16 protein-coding genes and 1 pseudogene are annotated in these 21,887 nt (G+C 72.0%); 8 read left to right on the plus strand and 9 right to left on the minus strand.

The annotated features are described in order from the left end of the window. Positions 1-481 (minus strand): annotated as a pseudogene (locus CHR28_RS36565) (ATP-binding protein); the annotation flags it as partial. Positions 482-800: 319 nt separating this feature from the next. After that, complete coding sequence (locus tag CHR28_RS36570) at positions 801-1,583, minus strand: GntR family transcriptional regulator (RefSeq protein WP_094058036.1); 783 nt, start codon at positions 1,581-1,583, stop codon at positions 801-803. A gap of 258 nt (positions 1,584-1,841) precedes the next feature. On the opposite strand from CHR28_RS36570, the gene CHR28_RS36575 reads away from it, so the two are divergent. The 5 genes from CHR28_RS36575 (at position 1,842) to CHR28_RS36595 (ending at position 8,224) form a co-directional block, all read left to right on the plus strand. Then, a complete protein-coding gene (locus CHR28_RS36575; RefSeq protein WP_094058037.1) occupies positions 1,842-3,107 on the plus strand; it encodes an extracellular solute-binding protein in 1,266 nt (421 codons plus the stop codon). Positions 3,108-3,282: 175 nt separating this feature from the next. Beyond that, a complete protein-coding gene (locus CHR28_RS36580; RefSeq protein WP_373453420.1) occupies positions 3,283-4,269 on the plus strand; it encodes a carbohydrate ABC transporter permease in 987 nt (328 codons plus the stop codon). Positions 4,270-4,274: 5 nt separating this feature from the next. Next, positions 4,275-5,135, plus strand: coding sequence for a carbohydrate ABC transporter permease (locus tag CHR28_RS36585; RefSeq protein ID WP_094058047.1), 861 nt, complete (start codon positions 4,275-4,277; stop codon positions 5,133-5,135). 73 nt (positions 5,136-5,208) lie between these two features. Beyond that, complete coding sequence (locus tag CHR28_RS36590) at positions 5,209-6,708, plus strand: beta-N-acetylhexosaminidase (RefSeq protein WP_094058038.1); 1,500 nt, start codon at positions 5,209-5,211, stop codon at positions 6,706-6,708. An 82-nt stretch (positions 6,709-6,790) separates the two neighbouring features. After that, the gene (locus tag CHR28_RS36595; RefSeq protein WP_094058039.1) at positions 6,791-8,224 is read left to right on the plus strand and encodes a cellulose binding domain-containing protein; all 1,434 of its coding nucleotides are present in this window, start codon (positions 6,791-6,793) and stop codon (positions 8,222-8,224) included. Positions 8,225-8,316: 92 nt separating this feature from the next. On the opposite strand, the gene CHR28_RS36600 is transcribed toward CHR28_RS36595, so the two are convergent. The 3 genes from CHR28_RS36600 to CHR28_RS36610 form a co-directional block, all read right to left on the minus strand. Beyond that, positions 8,317-8,598, minus strand: coding sequence for a hypothetical protein (locus CHR28_RS36600; protein WP_094058040.1), 282 nt, complete (start codon positions 8,596-8,598; stop codon positions 8,317-8,319). A 99-nt stretch (positions 8,599-8,697) separates the two neighbouring features. Continuing rightward, complete coding sequence (locus tag CHR28_RS36605; protein WP_094058041.1) at positions 8,698-9,381, minus strand: response regulator; 684 nt, start codon at positions 9,379-9,381, stop codon at positions 8,698-8,700. Next, complete coding sequence (locus tag CHR28_RS36610; RefSeq protein WP_179272698.1) at positions 9,353-10,657, minus strand: sensor histidine kinase; 1,305 nt, start codon at positions 10,655-10,657, stop codon at positions 9,353-9,355. Before CHR28_RS36610 ends, CHR28_RS36605 begins: the two co-directional genes overlap by 29 nt. A gap of 271 nt (positions 10,658-10,928) precedes the next feature. Between CHR28_RS36610 and CHR28_RS36615 the strand changes: the two genes are divergently transcribed. Together CHR28_RS36615 and CHR28_RS36620 are read left to right on the plus strand one after the other, a co-directional pair. Continuing rightward, positions 10,929-11,717, plus strand: coding sequence for an ABC transporter ATP-binding protein (locus CHR28_RS36615; protein WP_094058048.1), 789 nt, complete (start codon positions 10,929-10,931; stop codon positions 11,715-11,717). Next, complete coding sequence (locus tag CHR28_RS36620; RefSeq protein ID WP_094058043.1) at positions 11,717-14,293, plus strand: FtsX-like permease family protein; 2,577 nt, start codon at positions 11,717-11,719, stop codon at positions 14,291-14,293. The genes CHR28_RS36615 and CHR28_RS36620 overlap by 1 nt, the downstream gene beginning before the upstream one ends. A 68-nt stretch (positions 14,294-14,361) precedes the next feature. On the opposite strand, the gene CHR28_RS36625 is transcribed toward CHR28_RS36620, so the two are convergent. The 4 genes from CHR28_RS36625 to CHR28_RS36640 all read right to left on the minus strand — a co-directional run bounded on the left by CHR28_RS36625 (position 14,362) and on the right by CHR28_RS36640 (position 21,248). After that, entirely contained in the window at positions 14,362-16,503 is a 2,142-nt protein-coding gene (locus tag CHR28_RS36625) for a ThuA domain-containing protein (RefSeq protein WP_094058049.1), read from the minus strand. 14 nt (positions 16,504-16,517) lie between these two features. Beyond that, positions 16,518-19,373: a carbohydrate-binding protein gene (locus tag CHR28_RS36630; RefSeq protein ID WP_094058044.1), complete on the minus strand. Its 2,856-nt coding sequence runs from the start codon at positions 19,371-19,373 to the stop codon at positions 16,518-16,520. 327 nt (positions 19,374-19,700) lie between these two features. Next, positions 19,701-20,129 (minus strand): DUF7144 family membrane protein, encoded by a 429-nt coding sequence (locus tag CHR28_RS36635; RefSeq protein ID WP_094058050.1) that lies wholly within the window; start codon positions 20,127-20,129, stop codon positions 19,701-19,703. Between the two features lie 150 nt (positions 20,130-20,279). After that, a complete protein-coding gene (locus CHR28_RS36640) occupies positions 20,280-21,248 on the minus strand; it encodes a YhjD/YihY/BrkB family envelope integrity protein (protein WP_256984606.1) in 969 nt (322 codons plus the stop codon). A gap of 240 nt (positions 21,249-21,488) precedes the next feature. On the opposite strand from CHR28_RS36640, the gene CHR28_RS36645 reads away from it, so the two are divergent. After that, the coding region (locus CHR28_RS36645; protein ID WP_179272699.1) for a GAP family protein at positions 21,489-21,887 on the plus strand (399 nt) is incomplete at its 3' end.

Consider the following 21,887-nt stretch of genomic DNA (forward strand, 5'->3'; position numbering starts at 1 on the left):
TCAGCGCGATGCCGCTCGGCTGCATGATCTCCACGCGCTGGAAGTTGCGGATCTGGCTCTGCGCGCTGCGGACGACGTCGTAGACGCTGGCCGGCTGGTTGCGGCGGCCCAGCGGCGCACCACACATGACGGCGATGCCCTGCGCCTTGCGGGCCATCTGGGCGTTGGCGTGCGTGATGTCCATCAGGTCGGTCAGGACAGGGTGGCCGCCGTACTCGCGCTGGACCCCGTCCAGCAGCGTCGTCTGCTCGGCCGCGAGGCTCTGCAGAAAACGTGCGGCACCCTTGAGGACCGCCTTGATGTTCTCCTCGGCGGCCTGCTCCGCTTCGCGGATGACCACGTCCTGCTCGTTGCGGATCCTGGCCAGTTCCGCCTGGTAGCGTCCCAGTTCGTTCTGGCTGTACTGCAGCCGCGCCTGAAGCTCGGCCTCGGACTCCTTCTTCCTCCTCGTCACGCCTCTGCTGCGGAGCACGAGTGCCACGACGGCGGCGACGGCTGTCACCGCTATCGCAACCAGGCACCAAAGAAGCACGTCTTGAGTCATGGAAACCTTTCCCGGCGCGTTACATGCGGACGTCGGGGGTACGCCTCGCAAGAATCCGCAACCCGTCCAGCGCACTGCACACGGGGGGAGTTCAGCGCGTTCGGGGTTCAGGGCCCTGAGCAAAAGTGGATCAAGGTCGCAGACGGCGGAATGCTATCACCGTCAACCCACTGCATCGGAGGTCGCTCCTCCGGGTTTCACACCATCAACAAGCCCTGCAGCTCAGGGCCTTGACGGCCCGTTCACTCTCGCGCGATCACACCGGGTGCCACCCCGGCGTGGCCTCCGCCCGGGGCGTGGACGGTGAGGTGGACGGCGCGTTCAGGCTGAGCCGGGAGACGATTCGGTAACGGTCGCCCCGGTAGATCGAGTGGACGTACTCCACGGGCCGGCCCCGGGTGTCGCTGGTGTGGCGTTCGAAGAGGAGCGCGGGGGACAGCTCCGGCACGCCAAGGAGACCGGCCTCGGCCTGGCTGACGACCGTGGGCTCGATCGTCTGCGTCGCCTCGCTGACCTGCACCCCGTGCCGCTCGCGCAAGTGCTCGTACAGATCGCCCGTCTCCAGCTCCCGGGCCGTGAGCCGAGGTACCAGTTCCGCCGGGATGTGCAGGTGCTCGATGGCCATCGGGGCGCCGTCGACCAGGCGCAGGCGGGCCGCGTAGACGATGCCCGCGGCGGGGGACAGGCGCAGTTTGCGGCCCACCCGGGCGCCCGCGGTGATGGTGGCGAACTCCAGCAGACGGCTCGACCAGGTGCCCGACGCCTGCGGCAGGATCATGCCCTGGGAGTCCGAGACGAGTTCCTGGGTGATCTTCTCGGGGGCCACGAACATGCCCCGCCCGTGCTCGCGCACCAGGAGCCCCGCCGCTACCAGTTCGTCGACGGCCGCCCGCAGGGTCGGGCGGGACACCTCCAGCGTGGCGCACAGGGACCGTTCGGAGGGGATCGCGTCCCCCGGGTGCAGTGACTCGATGAGCTCCAGGATGTGGTCCCGCACCCGCTCCCGCTTGAGTACCGACCCCGACTCGCCCGCGTTCATGTCCGACCGCTCCCGCCCCGCCGTACGCCCTTGGTGCTCGACCCGTTGTGTGGACTGTTTACCACTCATCGTCCACTGGTCAAGTGAGGGGTGGGTGCCTTCGCTCGGTGGGCCGAGGGCGTCGCGGCCAAAAGTCGTTGGGGCATGGGGGATTGACGCCTCTATTGGTCTATGCCATTTTCATCGACCAACGAGAGGTCACCTGTCCAGTTGCCCAACTGGTCAGGTGCCGTGGCGCCTTCCCTCCAGAGGTGAACCGTGAAGCTCCGCATGCTCGCAGGACTGTCCGCACTGGTGATCGCCTCCGGCGTCAGCGCCTGCGGCGACGGCTCGGGGTCCTCCGGTGACTCCGCCGGCGGCGGGACGGCCATCGACGTCTGGCTGATGCGCGACAGCGTCTCGGCGCAGTTCCAGAAGGAGTTCGTCGCGGGCTTCGAGGCAGCCCACCCGGACATCGACGTGAAGGTCCAGGTCCAGGAGTGGGACGGCATCGGGGAGAAGGTCACCGCCGCCCTCGCCAGCAACGACGCCCCGGACGTCATCGAGACCGGCAACACCCAGGTCGCGCAGTACGCGCAGAGCGGCGGCCTGCTGGACCTCAGCGACAGAACCGGCGAACTCGGCGGCGAGGACTGGCTCAAGGGCCTGGCCGAGCCCGGAGCGTTCGAGGGCAGGCAGTACGGCATCCCGTACTACGCCGCCAACCGGGTCGTGATCTACCGCACCGACCTGTTCGAGAAGGCCGGCGTCGACGCCGCTTCCATCAAGACACGCGAGCAGTGGATCACCGCCACCGAGAAGCTGAACTCCGGCGGCACACAGGGTATCTATCTGCCGGGACAGATGTGGTACGCCCTGGCCGGGTTCGTCTGGGACGAGGGCGGCGACCTGGCCACGCGCTCCGGCACGACCTGGAAGGGCGCGCTCGACACCCCGCAGGCGCTGCGCGGCATGGACTTCTACAAGAGGCTCCAGGCCCTCGGCAAGGGCCCCAAGGACGCCGACGAGGCGGAGCCCCCGCAGGCGGAGGTCATGGCCAAGGGGCAGGTCGCGCAGATCATCTCCACGCCCGGCGGGGCCGGCGTGGTCACCGAGAACAACCCCGAACTCAAGGGCAGGCTCGGCTTCTTCCCCATCCCGGGCAAGACCGCCGAACGCCCCGGCTCGGTGTTCATCGGCGGCTCCGACCTCGTCATCCCGGCGGCCTCGGGCAAGCAGGACGCCGCCTTCACCTTCGTCAAGGAACTCACCGGTGACGCCTGGCAGCGCAAACTCGCCGCCGCCATGAGCTACGTCCCGAACAAGACGACCCTGGCCGACGCGGTCGCCTCCGACCCCGGCGCCTCGGCCATGGCGGCGGGCGCCGCGGTCGGCAGGGCGACGCCCAACACGCCCGGCTGGGCGGCCGTCGAGGCGAAGAACCCCATCAAGGACTACATGACCGCGGTCCTCACCGGCGCCGACGCACGGACGGAGGCGGCCAGGGCCTCGGCGGCGATCACCACCGCCATGAACGACTCCTGACCCCGCCGCCCGGACAGCGCGCCGTCCCGCCGACTCGCCACGGCACCGCCCGGCCACGGCACCGCCCGGCCACGGCACGTGCCCCGCCAGGGCACGTGCCCGGCATGGCACCCCCGGCCACAAAGCTCCCCCCACCCCCGCCCCGAGCGACGACACATCCGAGGAGAACGGCACCGTGTCGGTCATCCGCGACTCCAGCGCGCCACCCGCCCGGCCCCGCCCGCCCTCACCACCCGCCGCCGAGCCCGGGCGCGGCGGCGCGCGTCGCGGCGGCCGCGCAGGCCTCTGGCCCTACCTGCTGGCCGCCCCCACGGTCCTGGGCATGCTGTACCTCCTGCTGTACCCGCTGGCCCGCGCCGTGCTGATCTCGCTCCAGGACTTCCAGCTCCGCCAACTCATCCAGGGCGACGCGCGGTTCGTCGGACTGCGCAACTACGAGACGCTGCTGACGGACGAGCGCTTCTGGCAGGTCGTACGACGCACCTTCCTCTTCATGGCGGCGAACGTCGTCCTGATCATGCTGCTCGCGACCCTGGTCGCCCTGCTCGTCGAGCGGCTGGGACGCCTGTGGCGCACGGCCGTGCTCAGCGCCCTCGTCCTGGCCTGGGCGATGCCCGTCATCGCCACCACCACCGTCTTCCAGTGGCTGTTCCACTCGGAGTTCGGCATCGTCAACTGGACGCTCCGGCAACTCGGCTTCGGCTCCTTCGAGCGCTACCCCTGGTTCGCCCACGGCCTGGCCGCCTTCACCATCCTCGTACTGCTGATCGTCTGGCAGTCGGTGCCGTTCGCCGCCATCACCCTCTACTCGGCCCTGACGACCGTCCCCGCGGAGCTGTACGAGTCGGCCCGCCTCGACGGTGCCTCGGCCGGCCGCATCTTCCGCGCCGTCACCCTCCCCATGATCCGCCCGATCTTCATGCTGGTCCTCTCCCTGGAGGTCATCTGGACCTTCAAGGCGTTCGTGCAGATCTGGGTCATGACCAACGGCGGACCGGGAGACGCCACGACCATCCTGCCCGTCTACGCCGTCCAGACCGCCTTGTCGAGCCAGCGCTACGACCTCGGCTCCGCGGCGTCCATGGTCACGGTCCTGCTCATGGCCGCCGTGCTCGTCCTGTACTTCCGCCAGATGTTCCGTCAGGAGGGCGAAACCCTGTGAGCCCCGTGAGTACTGCGACCCTCGCGCGAACACCGCGCCCTCGGTCGCGCCGGCGCCTCCTCCTGAACACGGCCGCCGCCCTGACGATCGTCCTCTGCCTCTTCCCCGTCTACTGGATGATCACCACCGCCTTCAAACCCAACCGGGACATCCAGTCGGACACCCCCCGGCTCCTGCCCCGCACCTGGACACTGGAGCACTTCCGTACCGCCGTCGACGCCGACGGATTCGCCCTGTTCTGGCGCAACAGCATCCTCGTGACCCTGACCGCCGTCCTGCTCGCCCTGGTCGTCGCCCTCGGCGCCTCGTTCGCCGTGGCCCGCATGCGCTGGCGCGGCCGGCGGCAGTTCATGCTGCTGGTGTTCATCGCCCAGATGGCACCCTGGGAAGCGCTGATCATCCCCGTGTACATCATCTCCCGGGACACCGGCATGCTGGACCGGCTGCCCACCCTGACGCTCGTCTACTTCATGATGACGCTGCCGTTCACCATCGTGGTGCTGCGGGGCTTCATCGCGGCCATCCCGCCCGAACTGGAAGAAGCGGCCCAGGTCGACGGCTGCACCCGCCGGCACGCCTTCCGCCACATCACCTTCCCCCTGCTCGCCCCCGGTCTGATGGCCACCTCCCTGTTCGGCTACATCACCGCCTGGAACGAGTTCGCCTACGCCAACTTCCTCATCATCAAGCAGCAGGACAGCCGCACCCTGCCGGTCTGGCTGTCGTCCTTCCAGAACGTCTTCGGCACCGACTGGGGCGCCACCATGGCGGCCTCCACTCTCTTCGCGCTTCCCGCCCTCGCCGTCTTCCTCCTCCTGCAACGCCATGTGACCTCCGGCTTCGCAGCCGGTGCCGTCAAGGGCTGAGCCCTCCCGCGCCCCCACCCCGACGCGACCCCTTCCGGAGACAGCCGTGACCTCGCCCCCGCGGACACCGCTCATGCCCCGCCCCACCAAGGCCCGTTTCAAAGGCGGCCACTTCACTCTCGACGCCGACACCCGTCTGCGCGTCACCGGCGGCGCGGAACCCGCCGCCGACCTGCTGCGCACCCTCCTCGCCCCGGCCACCGGGCTGCCCCTGCGCCCCGCCGCCGACGGGCCGGTCGTCCTCGCCCTCGACCCCGCCCTGACGGGACTGGGCGACGAAGGGTACGGGCTGACCATCGGACCGCACTCCCTGCTTCTGCGCGCCCGTTCGCTCACCGGACTCCTGCGGGGCGTGCAGACCGTCCGCCAGCTGCTGCCCGTGCCGGCCCTGGCCGCCGCACCCCAGCAGGGCGTGCCCTGGACCCTGCCCTGTGCCGACATCACCGACGTCCCCCGCCGGCCCTGGCGCGGGGCCATGCTCGACGTGGCCCGCCACTTCCAGCCCCTGTCGTACCTGCTGCGCTACGTCGACCTGCTCGCCCTGCACAAGATCAACGTCTTCCATCTGCATCTGACCGACGACCAGGGCTGGCGGATGCCCGTCGCGGCCTACCCCAAGCTCACCGAGATCGGGGGCCACCGCAGGCAGTCCATGACCGGCCCGAGCGGCGACCGCTACGACGGCACACCCCACGGCGGCGCCTACACCCGGGCCGAACTCGTCCGGCTCGTCGACCACGCGGCGGCACGCGGCATCACCGTGCTGCCCGAGATCGAGATGCCCGGCCACGCCCGGGCCGCCGTCGCCGCCTACCCACACCTCGGCAACCGGCCGGAGCGCACCCTGGACGTCTGGACGAGGTGGGGGGTGTGCGACGCCATCCTCGGCGTGCACGAGGAGGTCTTCGACTTCTGCCGGACCGTGCTGGAAGAGGTCATGGACGTCTTCCCCTCGCCCCACCTCCACATCGGCGGCGACGAATGCCCCACCACCGAGTGGGAGGACAGCCCGGCGGCGAGGGCCCGGGCCCGCAGCGCGCATCTGAGCGGACCGGCGGCCCTGCACGGATGGTTCCTCGGCCGCGTCGGCGCCTTCCTCACCCGGCACGGACGGCGTCCGGTCGCCTGGGCGGAGACCGGCACCGAACTGCCCGACGGATTCACCGTGATGGCCTGGCGCGACCCCGCCCACGTCCTGGCGGCGGCCCGCCGCGGCCACGACGTCATCAACTCCCACCACCGCGCCACCTATCTCGACTACCCCCGCAGCGCCGGCCCCGACGAGCCGCCCGGGCAGCCCGGCGGCGTCGTGGGACTGCGGGACGTCCACGGCCACGACCCCGTACCCGAGACGGCGACCGCGGAGGAAGCCGCCCGGGTCCTGGGCACCCAGGCCCACCTGTGGACCGAGTACGCCGCGACACCGGCCCGCATCGAGTATCTGACGTTCCCCCGCCTGTGCGCCCTCGCCGACGGCGCCTGGAGCGGCCCCAGCACCTGGGACGACTTCAGTGCCCGCATGGCCGGGCACAGCGCCCGGCTCGACGCGCTGCGGGTCAGCCGCCACCCCTGAACCGCACCACAGCACGGCACCGCCCGCCGCCCGGCCCCAACGGGCGGCGGGACCAGCAGATCCCACCCGGAAAGGAACGAGCATGCATCGGCCCACCGCTCCCCGCAGATGGCGCGTCGCCGCAGCCGCCGCCGTCGCCATGGCCACCGGAACCACCGGCCTCGCCGCCCTGACCGGCACGGCCAGTGCCGCGGGCGAATCCGTCACCGTCCAGTACCGCACCAGCGCCGGCTCCGCCACGGCGGACCAGTCCGAACCCTGGCTCAAGGTCAGGAACACCGGAAACGCCCCGCTCCAGCTCTCCGCCGTCAAGGTGCGCTACTACTTCAAGGCCGACTCGGCCGGTGCCGCCTACCGCTTCGCCTGCTCCTGGGCGGTCAAGGGCTGCGCCCACATCACCGGCACCTTCGGCACCCTCGCCCGTCCCACGGCCACCGCCGACCGCTACCTCGACATCGGCTTCACCACGGGAGCCGGCAGCCTCGCCCCCGGCGCCGACACCGGCGACATGCAACTGCGCTTCCACCGCGCCGACTGGCAGACACTGACGCAGAGCGACGACTACTCGTTCAGCGCCTCCCGCAGCACGTACGCCGACTGGCCGAAGGTCACCGCCCAGGTCTCCGGCAGCACGGTGTGGGGCACGGCCCCCGAGGGCAACGACCCGACCGATCCGCCCACCGACCCGCCCACGGACCCCCCGGCCGGCGGACAGAGCCTCTTCGACGACTTCAACTACAGCAACTCCAGTGACCCGAGGATCTCCGCGAACGGCTGGAGCGTGCGGTCCAACTCCGGCGGCCCCGGGGTGCCCGGCGCCACGTGGGCCCCCGAGAACGTGACCTTCGCGGCCTCCGGCGGCAACTCCGTGATGAACCTGCGGACCTCCACCGCCGGCACGCCCGAGACGACCAAGCACACCGAAGTCCTCACCAAGGCCATGAAGTTCAAGAACGGCACCTACGCGGCCCGCGTCCGGTTCTCCGACGCGCCCGTCTCCGGCCCGGACGGCGACCGCCTCGTACAGACCTTCTTCACCATCAACGACCTCAAGGCCCCGATGGCCGACGACTACGCCGAGTACGACTTCGAGTACCTGCCCAACGGAGGCTGGGGCGAGCCCTCCAACATCCTCTACACGACGTCCTGGGAGACCTACAACCCCGACCCGTGGCAGGCGGTCAACCAGCACACCGAGTCCCGGCAGAGCCACGCGGGCTGGCACGACCTGGTGCTCACCATCGACAACAGCACCATCAAGTACTACGTCGACGGGCAGCTCTTCGGCACCCACGACGCGGCCTACCTGCCCGAGCGCCCGATGTCGATCAACTTCAACCAGTGGCTGATCGACCTCGCGGGCCAGACCAGCACCACCCCGCGCTCCTACGACCAGCAGGTCGACTACGTCCTGCACGTCAAGGACCAGGTCCTGACCCCGGCCCAGGTCACGGCGAAGCTCAACGCGTACCGCGCCGCCGGCACCACCTTCGAGGACACGGTCCCGGCCGGCTGACCCGGCCGGCCGAACACCTCACAGGCCCGGGGCTGCCCGCCACGACGGCGGGCAGCCTCCGGGGTGCACATGTGCAGGGCCGGCGCCCGCCGTCAGTCCCGGAGGCGGTCCACCGCCTGCTTGGCCTCCAGCAGACCGGCGCCGGTGACCTCGCGGTACTTCTTGACAGCCGGGATCTCCTGCCCGGCACGCACCAGGGCCGCCACCTCGGCCAGTTCGGGGTCGTCGTCCGGTACGCCGTGGTGTGCCATGAGGAGGCCGAGCCGGTGCTCCAGACGGGACATCCGCCGCTCCAGCCGACGGGCCCGGCTCTCCACGGTCGCCATGGTCGTCAGTCCGACGAGGACGACGAGCAGCACTGCAAGGGTGGACAAGGCACCCTCCCTTTCTCTTGAGTCGGGGCACGCCGCGGCGCGCGGCGGCCCACAGGGTGAGAGGCGAAGACCGGGCCCGGCGTTGCCCGGTGCCGGGAGTCAGGAGGGTTCGGGCCGGCCCGGGCGCGGGGTGACCAGTCCCGAGTCGTAGGCGAGGATCACCGCCTGCACCCGGTCGCGCAGCTGGAACTTGTCGAGGATGTGGGCGATGTGCGTCTTCACCGTCGTCTCGCCGATCCCCAGTTCGGCGGCGATCTCCGCGTTGGACAGTCCGCGCGCCAGGGTCCGCAGCACGTCCACTTCACGGCCGGTGAGCACGTCCAGGCGCGGCGGGACGGGCGGAGCGGCCTCCGACGGCATCCCGGTGAAACGCTCCAGCAGGCGCCGGGTGACCCGGGGCGCGAGCACGGCCTCACCGGCGGCCACCGTGCGGATGGCCGCGACCAGGGAATCGGCGGGACCGTCCTTGACGAGGAAGCTGCTCGCCCCGGCCCGCAGGGCGTCGACCACGTGCTGGTCGAGATCGAACGTGGTCAGGATGATGACCCGCCCGGGCAGCCCGCTCTCGGCGATCAACCGGGTCGCCTCGACCCCGTCCATCCGCGGCATGCGGATGTCCATGAGGACGACGTCCGGCGACAGCCGCCGGGTCTCCTCGACGGCCTCCCGGCCGTCGGCGGCCTCACCCACGACCTCGATGTCGGGTTCCGCCTCCAGGATGTACCGGAAACCGGTCCGGATCATCGGCTGGTCGTCAGCCAGCAGGACGCTGATGGGCCGCATGGTGAGCCGTTCCTCCGTTGTTCGCGATGCCGTCGTCCTCGGGCAGCTCGAGGACGGCGTGGACGCAGTAGCCACCGCCCGGCCGGGGGCCCGTGTGCAGGGTGCCGCCCGTCGCGGCGATGCGCTCCCGCATGCCCAGCAGACCATGCCCGGCACCGTCGGCGGGCACGGGGGCCGGTGCGGCGGCCCTGGCGGCGTCGCCCGGTCCGTCGTCACAGACGCGGACGTGCAGCCGCCCCGGCGCCTCCTCCCAGAGCAGACGCACCCGGGTACGGGTCGCTCCGGCGTGCTTGACGGTGTTGGTGAGCGCCTCCTGCACGACGCGGTACACCGTCAGGTGGTATCCCGCGGGCAGCGGGACCGGGTGCCCCGACACCTCGTAGTCGACGTCCAGCCCCGTGGCCCGTACGGCGTCGACGAGGGAGGGCAGCGCGTCGACGGTCGGCTGGGGCGGCTCCTTCGAGGGCGTGCCCGCCGCCTCCTCGTCGGTGCGCAGCACGCCCAGCAGCCGGCGCAGTTCGGTGACGGTGTCGCGGCCCGTCTGCTCGACGGCCGCGTGCAGTTCGTGGGCCTTGTCGGGCGACCGGTCCTGGACCCGGTCGGCCGCGATGGTCTGCACGACCATGAGGCTCACGTTGTGGGCCACGATGTCGTGCAGCTCCCGGGCGATGCGCGCCCGTTCCTCCATGACGGCGGCCCGGGCGTTGGCGGCCTGCTCGCGTTCCAGGGCCGCGGCGCGCTGCATGGCCTCGTCCCGGACGGCGGTCCGGGCCCGGGTCAGCCGGCCCAGCGCCCACGCCGCCAGCAGGAGCACCGCGTCGGTCAGCAGCGCGGCGAGCCGGTGCCCCGCCGGGGCCAGGAACGCCTCCGTCAGCGCGCTCAGCGGAATGAACACGGCCGCGACGAAGGTCGTCACCCGCGGGGTGCCGCGCACGGCCGTCAGGAACACGGCGGTGGCCACGGCCAGGTAGGTGGGGCCGATCGACGTGCCGTCCGGTCCGGCCAGCCGGGGGATGTAGGACAGGTGCTGCAGCGTCCCGGAGGCGACCGCCATCACCAGCAGGGCGGCCAGGGGCAGTCTGCGGTGCAGGGCCAGCGGGAGCGTGGACAGCGCCACCAGGACGAACCACCAGCGGTCCGGATCCCGCAGGTCGGCGCCGTCCGGCGGGATCGCCGCCGGCAGCGCCAGGCACGCCGCCGCCGTCAGGACGGCCAGCGTCACGTCCGTCACCGCGGCAGGCACCTGGCGGCCTGCGAGGGACCCTGGTTCTCTCATGGCACCCACGGTAAGCGCCCTGTTCAGGCGCCCCGCCCCTCCGGAGTCGGAATCGTGCGGCCGGCCTTCCTCCTCCCGGCCCCCTCCGTAAGGAGGAGACGCGTCACCGGCCGTGCCCGCGGACTCCGGGCCGCCTCGTCCGCAGGGGCGAAGGCGCCGGCCCTCTCCTCCGCCCGGCGGAGGGCGTGACTCGACGTGGGGAGGGAGGTTCCGGGGCGCGGACGCCGGTGGACTGGAGGGACACCATCCGCGAACGACCTCGAGGTGTCCCATGCTCGGAGCACGTAGCCGGAACAAGCCCCCCGGCGCCCCCATCGGCGTCGACCCGTCGCGCACCGCCGTACGGCTGACCCGCGTGACCAAGCGGTACGGCCGTGGTCCGGACGCGGTCGCCGCACTCGACGACGTCAGCACGTCCATCGCGGCCGGGGGCTTCACCGCCGTCATGGGCCCGTCCGGCTCCGGGAAGAGCACCTTCCTGCACTGCGCGGCCGGACTCGACCGGCCGACCTCCGGAACCGTCCAACTGGGCGGCCAGGTGCTCGGCGAGCTGGACGAGAAGCGGCTCACGCGATTCCGCCGGATTCGCGTCGGCTTCGTCTTCCAGGCCTTCAACCTGCTGCCGTCGCTGACCGTGGAGCAGAACATCACCCTGCCGCTGCGGCTGGCCGGAGCCGGAACGGACCACGACTCGGTCCACGGCGTCACGGCCGCCGTCGGACTCACGGGGCTGCTCGACCGGCGCCCCTCACAACTGTCCGGCGGACAGCAGCAGCGGGTCGCCATCGCCCGCGCCCTCATCACCCGCCCCGAAGTGATCTTCGCGGACGAACCGACCGGCGCGCTCGACCCGGACACGGCCGACGGCATCCTCACACTGCTGCGGCGGGCCGTGACCGACCTGCACCAGACCGTCGTCATGGTGACCCACGACCCGGTCGCCGCCCAACGCACCGACCAGGTGCTCTTCCTCGCCGAGGGGCGCCTGGTCCGCCGAGTGGAGTCGCCGTCCGCCGCCGAGGTCACGAGCGTCATGACCGAGCTGCGCAGGAGCCGCTGATGCTGCGCATCGCCCTGGCCACCCTGCGCGCCCGCGGCGGGGCCTTCGCCGCCACCTTCACCGCCCTCCTGCTCGGCGCGGCCGTCATCAGCGCCTGCGGCGTACTCCTGGAATCCGGCCTGCGCTCCGCCCTGCCGCCCGAACGGTACGAGCGGGCCCCGCTGATCGTCGCCGGCCGGCAGTCCGTCGACCTCGACGTGAGATCCGCCGACGGAACCGACGACCGCAGCTCCCAGCCGCTGCTGGAACGGCCTCGGCTCGACGCCTCCCTGGGCCGCGACCTCGCCGCGGTCGACGGTGTCGCCTCCGTGGTGCCCGACCGGCGCGTCACCGTCCGGCTGCTCGACGGGGACAGGACCGTCACCGGCGCCAACGGGGCCGTGCCGCAGGCGCACACCTGGTCCAGCCGGGTCCTCGGCGGATTCCGCCTCACCGAGGGACGTGCCCCCCAGGGCACCCGCCAGGTCGTCCTGGACACCCGTCTCGCGGCCCGGGCCGGCCTGGGAACCGGCGACAGCGTACGGCTCATGACCTCGTCCACCCCGCTCACCTTCGAGGTGAGCGGACTGGTGGCCCTCGACCGTGACCGCGCTCCCCGGCAGTCGGTGCTCTATGCCTCCGCCGCCGCGATGCAGCGGCTTGCGCCCCGCTTCGGGGCGTCCGCCGACGCGTTCGGCGTGTTCACCGAGCCCGGCACCCCGCCGTCGCAGGTGGCACCTGCCCTGGAACGGGTGCTGGCCCGGCATCACGCGGCCGTGTACACCGGCGACGAACGCGGCGAGGCGGAGTTCACCGACATCGCGGTCGGTGCGGCCAACCTCGTGCAACTGTCCACGGCCATCGGCGGAAACGTCCTGCTCGTGGCGGTGTTCGTGCTGTGCGCCACGACCTCGCTCGCCGTCCGCCACCGCCACCGCGAACTGGCCCTGCTGCGCGCGATCGGCACCACCCCGGGGCAGCTGTACCGCATGATCTCCGCGGAGTCCGCGGTGGCCGGTCTGGTAGCGGGGGTACTCGGCTGCCCCCTCGGCGTGGGTGTCGTCCACTGGCTGAGCGGGCAGTTCGCCGGCCGCGGCCTGGTACCTCCGGACTTCCGGCCGGTCGTCGGCCCGCTCCCGTTCGTGGCGGCCGTCGCCGCCACCGTCCTGACCGCGGTGATCGCCGCTTTCGTCGCGGCCCGCCGGGCGGCACGCGTCCACCCCACACAGGCGCTGCGCGAGGCCGCCGCCGAACCCACGCGGCTCGGCAGGGGCCGGCTGATCACCGGTGGCGTCCTGCTCGCCCTGGCCGTCTCCGTGCTGGGCCTCGGCCTCGGCCACCGCACCGACTTCCTCACCCTGGTGGGTCTGGCCAACTCGCTCGTGCTGCTGCTCGTCATCGCGGCCGCGGTCCTCGGCCCGCTGATCGCCCGCGCCGCCACGGCTCTCCTCGCCCCGCTGCTGGACCGGACCGGGGCCACCGGATGGCTCGCTGCGCTCAACTCCCGGGCCCACGCGGCCCGGACGGCTGCCGCGATCACCCCGTTGGTCCTGGCCGTGTCCTTCGCCGCGACGGTCGTGTTCACCCAGACCACCCAACTGGACCGGTCCGCCGACGAGATCCGTTCCGGCACGGTCGCCGATCACGTGCTCACCGCTCCCGCCGGCATGTCACCCGACCTCGCGCACCGGGCCGCCGAACTGCCGGGCGTCACGGCCGCCACCGGCGTGGTCCGCTCCAAGGCGATCGGCGTCGGCTCGCTCCTCGGCACGCAGGAAACCGTCTCCCTGACCGCGCAGGGCCTTCAGCCGTCGGCCCTGTCCGCCACCGTCGACCTGGACGCACAGGAAGGGGACCTCACGGCCCTGGCACCGGACACGGTGGCCCTCAGCACCACGGCCGCCTCGTGGCTGGGGCTCGACGTGGGCGACCGGGCCCGGCTGTACCTCGGCGACGGCACGCCCTTCACCGGCGAGGTCATCGCCGTGTACGGCAGGGGACTCGGCTTCGCCGACCTCACCTTCGACCACGACCTGCTCCTCGCCCACACCACCGCCGGGGTCGACCAGTCGGTGCTGATCCGGACCGCCCCTGGCGCCGCCGAGGACAGTGCACGCGAGCTGACCGCTCTGGCACGGACCTACCCGGGCACCACCCTGACCGGAGCACTGGCGGTCGATGCCCAGGTCGAGGAGCAGCGCGCGACGGCATGGGTCAATTACGTGGTGGTCGGCGTGATCATCGCCTATACCGCGCTCACCGTCGTCAACACCCAGGTGATGAACACCGCGAGCCGCCGCCGCGAGTTCGCGCTGCTGAGGCTGACGGGCAGCAGCCGTTCCCAGGTGCTCGCCATGATGCGGGGGGAGAGCGTCACGGTGGTCGCGGTCGGTGCGGGTCTGGGCACCCTGCTGTCGGTCCCGCCGCTGGTCCTGATCGCCCTGGCGCTGACCGGCGCACCCTGGCCGACGGTGCCGTTGCAGGGATGGCTCGCGATCGTCGGTTCGACGGCCCTGCTGACGGTGGCGGGCGCGATGCTGCCCGCCCGGCTGCTGCTCCGGGTCCGTCCGGTGAACGCGATCGGGACGAAGGAGTGACGAGTGACGGTGCGGCCCGCCGCACCGTCACGGTCGGGCTTCTCGTCGCTCCGGGCGGGGGAGTCGTCTCACCGGCCCTGGTCAGCGGTGAGTTCCTCGAAGCGGCCGACCCAGTACGCGGTGCGATCCAGGTATGCCGTCTGCGCAGCCTCTCCCGTCTGCCCGTAGGCCCCGCTGTACGTCCGGTAGCCGTGGCCGGCGGGTGGCGTGGAGTCGGCCGGTTCGATGGAACTCCCTTCGTGCCACTCGTTGAAGGAGGTCACGGACACCCAGGTCGGGGATCCCCCGACCGCCGGATCGAGGGCGTTCGACCACTGCCGGTCGTACGCCGCGCCGTCCGCGCGCTCCACGGTCGGGGTGGCATTGCCCGGCACCGCCCGGTCGTCGATGTAGCCGGGTGCGACGGACGGGGCCCAGACCAGCCCGTGTGCGCGCGCGTGGTCACCGGCCTGCTTCCAGCCGGGCGCCGTGGCGCCCGCGATGCCGTCGTACGTGTACATGCCGGAGAAGTGCGCGATCCTGGTGGTGTCCGTGGTCTGGGCGAGGACGATGCTCGTACCGGTGACCTGGTCCAGGGCCGTCCAGTCGGCGATGTCGAGGCTCTGGAAGACGTAGAACACGCCCTTGCCTGCGTGGTCCGCCGCGCGGTGGAACGCCGGATGGCTGCCGTAGGTGCTGGTGAGGTAGGCGATGTCTGCGGCCGTCGACGCCCCGGTGCGGCCCGCGTACGGCTCCAGGTGCCAGGCCACCTCGATGCCCCGCTCCCGGGCCGCGTCGAGCACACCCCGCGCGAGCCGGTCCTCGTAGCTGCCGCGGCCCCACCAGCTGTAGACGATCACGCCGGCACCGGAGCGGGCGATCCACTCCATGTGCCGGGCGACGGCCCCGTCGAAGTCGCCTGAGTCGTACGGCCCGAGCGCCGGGTAGAAGTCGGCGCCGAGGCCGTCCGGTGGCGTGTGGCCGCCCTGCTGCCAGTGCCGCCAGCTTCCGTTGACGGCAGGACTCCCGTACCAGGGGTAGTAGAAGAGGTGGACGTCGTCGGAGAGGGCCCCGGCGGTGGGCCGGGTGCCGAGGGTGAAGGCGTCGACGTCGAACAGGGCGCCGCCCCCACCGGTGAAGCGCAGGAAGAGCGGGCCCGACGCCCCACCGGTCAAGGTCGTCGTGACGGTCGTGAAGGTCTCCCAGCCCCCGGTGACCGGCACGCTCACCGTGCCGAGAAGGGTGCCGCCGGCCGAGCCGGACCGGATCTCGATCGTGCCGCCCGCCCCCGCCGAGGACACCTTCGCCGTGAAGGTCCGCGCTCCCGCGGTGCTCACCTGGGAGTAGCCCGCCCAGTCGCCGTGGTCGATGTACCCCAGCGTCCGCCCGCCACTGGCCGGGCCGTGCGCTGCCGCCTGCACCCCGGAGCCGGAGCTGAACGACTCGGCCTCGACCTGTCCGTTCCCGGAAGGCGCCGAGCAGTCGGCGGCCGCCTGCCCGGCGGCGTACCGGAGGCCGCCCAGCAGCAGTGAGCGGAAGGCCGGGTCGGCGTAGGACGCGGCCGTGTGGCCGAGCCCGGTGTAGAAGGACCGGCCCGAACCCTGGTCGTGGCACCAGGTGATGGGGTGGTCGGTGCCCATCGAGCCGCCGCTGTAGGTGGTTTCGTCCAGGGTCTGCAGGACGCGCACGCGGGGGCGGGGATTGGCGCGGTAGTCGTACCACTCGTCGGTGCGGGTCCAGGTCGCGCCGAGGTGGGCGGTGGCAGGGTGGGTGCGGTCCTCGGTGCGCAGCGTGGCCTGCTGGATCGCGGGGTGGCTCCGGAACCACGCGCCCACCAACTGCCCGTAGTACGGCCAGTCGTACTCGGTGTCGGCCGCCGCGTGCACGCCGACGTAGCCGCCGCCGGAGTCGACGTACGACTGGAACGCGCTCTGCTGCGCGGAGTCGAGCACGTCGCCGGTGGTGTTCAGGAACACCACGGCCTCGTAGTGCGCCAGGTTGGACGGGGTGAACGCTCCGGCGTCCTCGGTGGCGGTGACGGTGAAGTCGTGCTGCCCGCCCAGGGCCCGCAGGGCGTCGATGCCGGCCGGGATGGCGTCGTGCCGGAAGCCGGCCGTCTTCGAGAACACCAGGACCTCGAAGGAGGCCGCGTGCGCGGTTCCGGCCGGCGGGATCAGGGCACCGAGCAGGCCCAGGGCCAGAGCCGCGGTGGCGTGGCGCAGTCGCCGCATCCAGATGGTCATGGTCATCGCCCCTTGCGCGCCGTGGCGGCGGATCGGGTGAGGGTGAAGGTGTCGATGTCGAACAGGGAGCCTGAGCCGCCGGTGAAGGTGAGGAACAGCGGCCCCGACCCCGTGCCGACGAGGGTGGCGCTGACGGTCGTGAAGGTGTCCCAGCCGCCGGTCACCGGCACGGTCACGGAGCCCAGCAGCGGCCCGGTCTGCGAGCCGGAACGGAACTGGAGGGTGCCGCCGGCCCCGGCCGAGGAGACCCGCGCGGAGACGGCGGTCGCTCCGGCGGTGGACACCGACGCGTACCCCGCCCAGTCGCCGTCGTCGACGTACCCCAGCGTCAGGCCCCCGCTCGCCGAGCCGTGGGCCGCGGACTGGACGCCTGAGGCGGAGCTGTACGACTCCGCCTCCCATGGGGTGGTCGTGGTGGAGCCGGTGCCGAGGGTGAAGGCGTCGACGTCGAAGAGGTTGCCCTGCCCGGTCGGGCCGCGGAACACCAGGAACAGCTCGGTGGTGCCGGCGGGTGCTCCGGACAGGGCGGCGGTGACGTCGGTGAAGGTGTCCCAGCCGCCGGTCACCGGCACGGTCGCGGACCCGAGCAGGGGGCCCGTGGCGGAACCGGCCCGTACCTGGAGGGTACCGCCCGCGCCGCCCGAGGCCACGCGCGCGGTGAACCTGGTGGCACCCGCCAGGACGTACGGCTGGAACGAGATCCAGTCGCCGTCGTCCGTGAAGCCGACCGTGCGGCCGCCCTCGGCGGTGGCGTGCTCGGCGATCTGGACGCCCGACTGGGCGCCGAAGTGCTCGCCCTGCCGGTGCCGGGGTTGCAGGGTGCGCACGGAGTGCGTGGTCAGGCCACCGGTGTCGGTGTACTCGGCGTCGAAGACCCCGTAGAGGTTGGCGGCGCTGTCGTGCTCGCCGTCGGCGGGGACGGTGAGGGTGCCCTCGCAGCCGTTGGTGGAGGTGATGGCGTGGGTGTGGCTGTCATGGCCGAGGAGGTAGGTGACCTTCACCCTGGAGCAGTCGACCGAGCCGTCCTCCGGGTCGCTGACCCGCACCCGGAACGGCACGGTGTCCCCGAAGGCGAACGGCTGCCCGTGCAGGGGCTGTTGGAGGTCGACCGTCGGTGCGGTGTTCCCGGCGGTGACCACCAGGCTCGCGGTGCCGGTGAGACCCGCCGGGTCGCGGACGGTGAGAGTGGGACGGTAGGTGCCCGCCGTGGTGTACGTGTGGCTGGGGTCGGCCTGTGCGGACGTGGTGCCGTCGCCGAAGTTCCAGGAGTACGTGAGCGCCCCGCCCTCGGGGTCGGCGCTGCCCTGGGAGGAGAACCGGACGGTCAGGGGCAGGGTGCCGGAGGTGCGGTCGGCCGAGGCCCGGGCGACGGGGTTGCGGTCACTGCCCGCGATGTACTCGATGCGGTACAGGCCCGAGTTGTTGCCGCCGGTGCCGTAGTCCAGGACGTACAGCGCCCCGTCGGGGCCGAAGTCCGTGTCCATCACCTGGGTTCCGGTCCAGGGGACGTCCTCGATGGCGCCGTAGGATCCGTCGCCCCGGACCTCGACGGCCTTGATCCACCGGCGGCCGTACTCGGCGGCGAAGAAGCGGCCGTCGAGGGACTGCGGGAACTTGACCGCCGAGGTCGAGGCGGGGTCGAAGCGGTACACCTCGCCGCCCATGGGGGACTCCGAGCCGCCGCCGAACTCGGGCGGCGAGCCGTCCAGCCCGTATTTGATCCAGCTCGGTCTCGCCGGGGGCAGCTGGGTCTGGCCGGTGTTGCGGAAGGAGTTGTTGGCGGGTCCGGCCGCGCAGGAGTACTTGGCGCCCGACGGGCCGTTGGGGAAGGTGTACTCGTTGTACGTCTCGGCCGGCGTGTTCGTGCCGGTGCAGTACGGCCAGCCGTAGTTGCCGGGCGAGGTGATGCGGTTGAACTCGACCTGTCCGCCCGGTCCCCGGTTGGGGTCGGTGCCGCCCGCGTCGGGCCCGTAGTCGCCGAGGTAGACGGTGCCGGTGGGCCGGTCGACGGACATCCGGAACGGGTTGCGGAAGCCCATCGCGTAGATCTCGGCCCGGGTGCCCCCGGTGCCCGGTGCGAACAGGTTGCCCGGGGGGACGGTGTAGCCCCCGGCGGCCGTGGGCTTGATGCGGAGTACCTTGCCCCGCAGGTCGTTGGTGTTGGCGGAGCTGCGCTGGGCGTCGAACTGGGGGTTGCGGTCGGTGCGTTCGTCGATGGGCGCGTAGCCGGACGAGTCGAACGGGTTGGTGTCGTCCCCGGTGCTCAGATAGAGGTTCCCGGCCGCGTCGAAGTCGAGGTCGCCGCCGACGTGGCAGCACTGGCCGCGGTCGTTGGGCACCTGAAGGAGGACCTTCTCTCCGGCCGTGTCCAGGGTGCCGTCGGTACGCAGCGTGAACCGGGAGAGGTTGAGGTGCCCTTTCCAGGGCGCGAAGTCGGCGGCTGTGCCCGTGGTGGGGGCGTCGCCCGCCGGGGTGTTCAGCCTCGGCGAGTAGTAGACGTACACGTACCGGTTGGTGGTGAAGGCGGGGTCGGCGGCGATGCCCTGTAACCCCTCCTCGTCGTGCGTGTAGACGTCGAGCTTTCCGGCCTGCCTGGTGTTGCCCGCGGCGTCCGTGAGACGGATCGTGCCGTCGCGGGCGGTGTGCAGGACCGAGCGGTCCGGCAGCACGGCGAGAGACATGGGCTCGCCGGTCTCGGCGGTTCCGGCGGCGAGTTGGACCTGCTGGTAGTCGGCGGGAGGGAGAGCCGCCGGGGCCGCGGGGGCGGGGGTGGCCGGGGGAGCCGCCGTGACGGCACCGGCCAGGACGAGCGCGAGCGCGGTGAGGCTTGTCAGCCCCGCGCGAGGGCGCGAAAGCATGGGGGGTCGTCCTTCCTGACGGTGGGAGATGTCAGGCAAGGCGCGCGCCGGCCGCGCTTGCCGGGTGCTGCGCGGGGCGCGACGACGGGGCTGTCGGGCTACCGCGGGTGATCGCTGGCGCTGTGCGCGAATTGCGTTGTACGCAAGGGGAATTGCGGGACTCAGCCTGTGTTTTGCATGCTGCTGGGCACCGTCAGATATGTCAAGGCCCTGTCAAAACAAGCGTGGAGGGGAGCACCTCGGTGCGTGATCCCGCATGGGAAAGGGCGCCGGTCCGCTGCCTGAAGCGCGGACCGACGCCCTTGTGGCGTCGACGGTGAGGTCTTGTCAGTCCGTGGACTGAGCCTTGCAGAGCGCCCAGATGATGATGGCGTCGAGCCCGATGATGGTCACGGCCCAGACCGGTGCGTAGGGCAGCCACATGAAGCTCGCGATCATGCTCAGGCCGGCGAGCCCGATGCCGACGACCCTGGCCCACCTGGAGCCCTGGAAGAGGGACACTCCCGCGAGGACGACGCCCAGTCCGATCATGAGGTGGATCCACCCCCACGCGGTGAGGTCGAACTCGAAGACGTAGTTGCGCGTGGTGACGAAGACCTCGTCGTTCGCGATGGCGGCGATGCCGGACAGCATCGCCATGATGCCGTTGAAGATCATGAGTGAGGCGGCGAGCGCCACCCATGCGGTCACGGCACGGGACGAACGGGCGCCGTGGGCTCGCGTCGTGTGGTGCACTCGGCTCGTGTGGCTGGCCATGAGCATGCTCCTCGGGTTGTCCGTCCGACCGGCCGGCGCTCCTCCACGACCTGATCGACTCCCTTCCAATGTGCGCTCGTGCCGTGCCGCTCGCACGCCGGGGATCCGTGCCTTCTCCCCGCGGGACAGGTGCCCGCGCATCCTGGGAGATCAGGTGCCTTTCGCGGCCGGGGACGACGGCGCCGGGCTGCCGAGACGGTGGCGCAGGGCGGTCTCCTGGGACAGGACGGCGCCCACGCTGAGCCCCAGGGCGACGGCCACGCAGATGACGATGAGCCAGGACAGCAGCACGAAGACCGAGCCGGCGGAACCGTAGGCCTCCAGCGCCCGGTTGAGCGCCCTGGGCATGTAGAAGTGCGCGGTGACCGACAGGCCGCTGACCGCCGCCGCGGTGATCAGGGCACCGGGCAGCAGGGGCGCCCAGCGGATGACGCCGCCCAGCAGGAGGTGCTGCGTCCACCACCACAGGGCCGTCTCGATGAGCAGCGTCACCACGAGACCCAGCGCCACCCCCAGCACGCTGCCCAGCCAACCCTGCGCGACCAGCGCACCGAGCCACAGGACGATCCAGGCGAGCCACCGCCACGGAGCCACCGAGAGCCCGGCACGCGGCAACTGCCACGCCCTTCGGCACAGCCGCTGCACGGCACGGCTCACCGCGGTGGCCGACAGGATCACCATCAGCCCGCCGACCACTCCGGTGGCCTGCTTCAGGTCCTCGGGAGGCGGCTGGAACGCCGCGTGCAATTCGGCCTTCGCCTGCCCGGTCAGGCCGAAGACGTCACTCACCGACTCGGTGACCTGATCCCGCAGCGCCGGCGGCGCGTAGGCCCCGACCACGAGCAGCAGCGGAACGGCCGTGAGGAAGCACTGCGCCGCGATACGGGTGGCGGAGTCGAAGATGTTGACCGACACCACGCGGTCCACCAGGGCGGTGATCACGGGGAAGCGGGTCTCGAGCCGGGCGTGCACGACCCGCAGCCAGGCGGTCAGACGCGCGAGGCGCTCACGCCACCAGGAGGCGCGGAACACGGCGGTGGCCCGGCGCGGCGCACGGCCCGCGGGTCCCGCCGCGGGGGACGGACGCCGCTGTTCCTCTGTCCCCTCGCCGCTGCTCACGTCGGACCGCCTCAGCCGCCGGCGGATGCGGGGCCTGGGCATGAGGTCCGGGTCGCCGTGGCCTGCGGCACGCCTGCCGAGATGTCCATCGGTCTGCTCCTTCCCGACTCCAGAGTGCGCGACCGAGCGGCGTACGGCACCCCGCCGTATCGCACCCGGCACCTGGTGACACCGCAAGGATGCGGCGCTCCGAGGCCCTGCATAGGCTCGACCCGTACGTGCGGCCGACGGGATCAGGCCATGGTCGTGGACCTGCTGCTCATCGCGCTCGCCATCACGCTCGATCCGTTGCCGATCATGGCGTTCGTCCTGGTGGTGGCGTCTGTCCGGGGTGCCCGCAAGGGGCTGGCCTTCATCCTCGGGTGGGTGACCTGCTTCGTGGCCGTGATCACCCTGGTCCTGCTGCTCACCGGAGGCCAACCCCCCGTACCGAGGTCGCCCCCGTCCACGTTCAACCTGGTGGCCAAACTCCTCGTCGGCGTCTCGCTCGTCGCGTACGGTATCCACCGCCGCCGACGGCCCGGGCACGACCGCCGGCGACCGCCCGGCCACGAGCGGCCACGCGGCGGGCCCGTCACCTCGGAGCCGCGCCCGCCGGCGCCCGCGCCCGCGCCCGCGCCCGGGCACGCCCCCGACCCC

Source organism: Streptomyces sp. XY006 (assembly GCF_002237655.1).
Classification (GTDB): Bacteria; Actinomycetota; Actinomycetes; order Streptomycetales; family Streptomycetaceae; genus Streptomyces; species Streptomyces levis.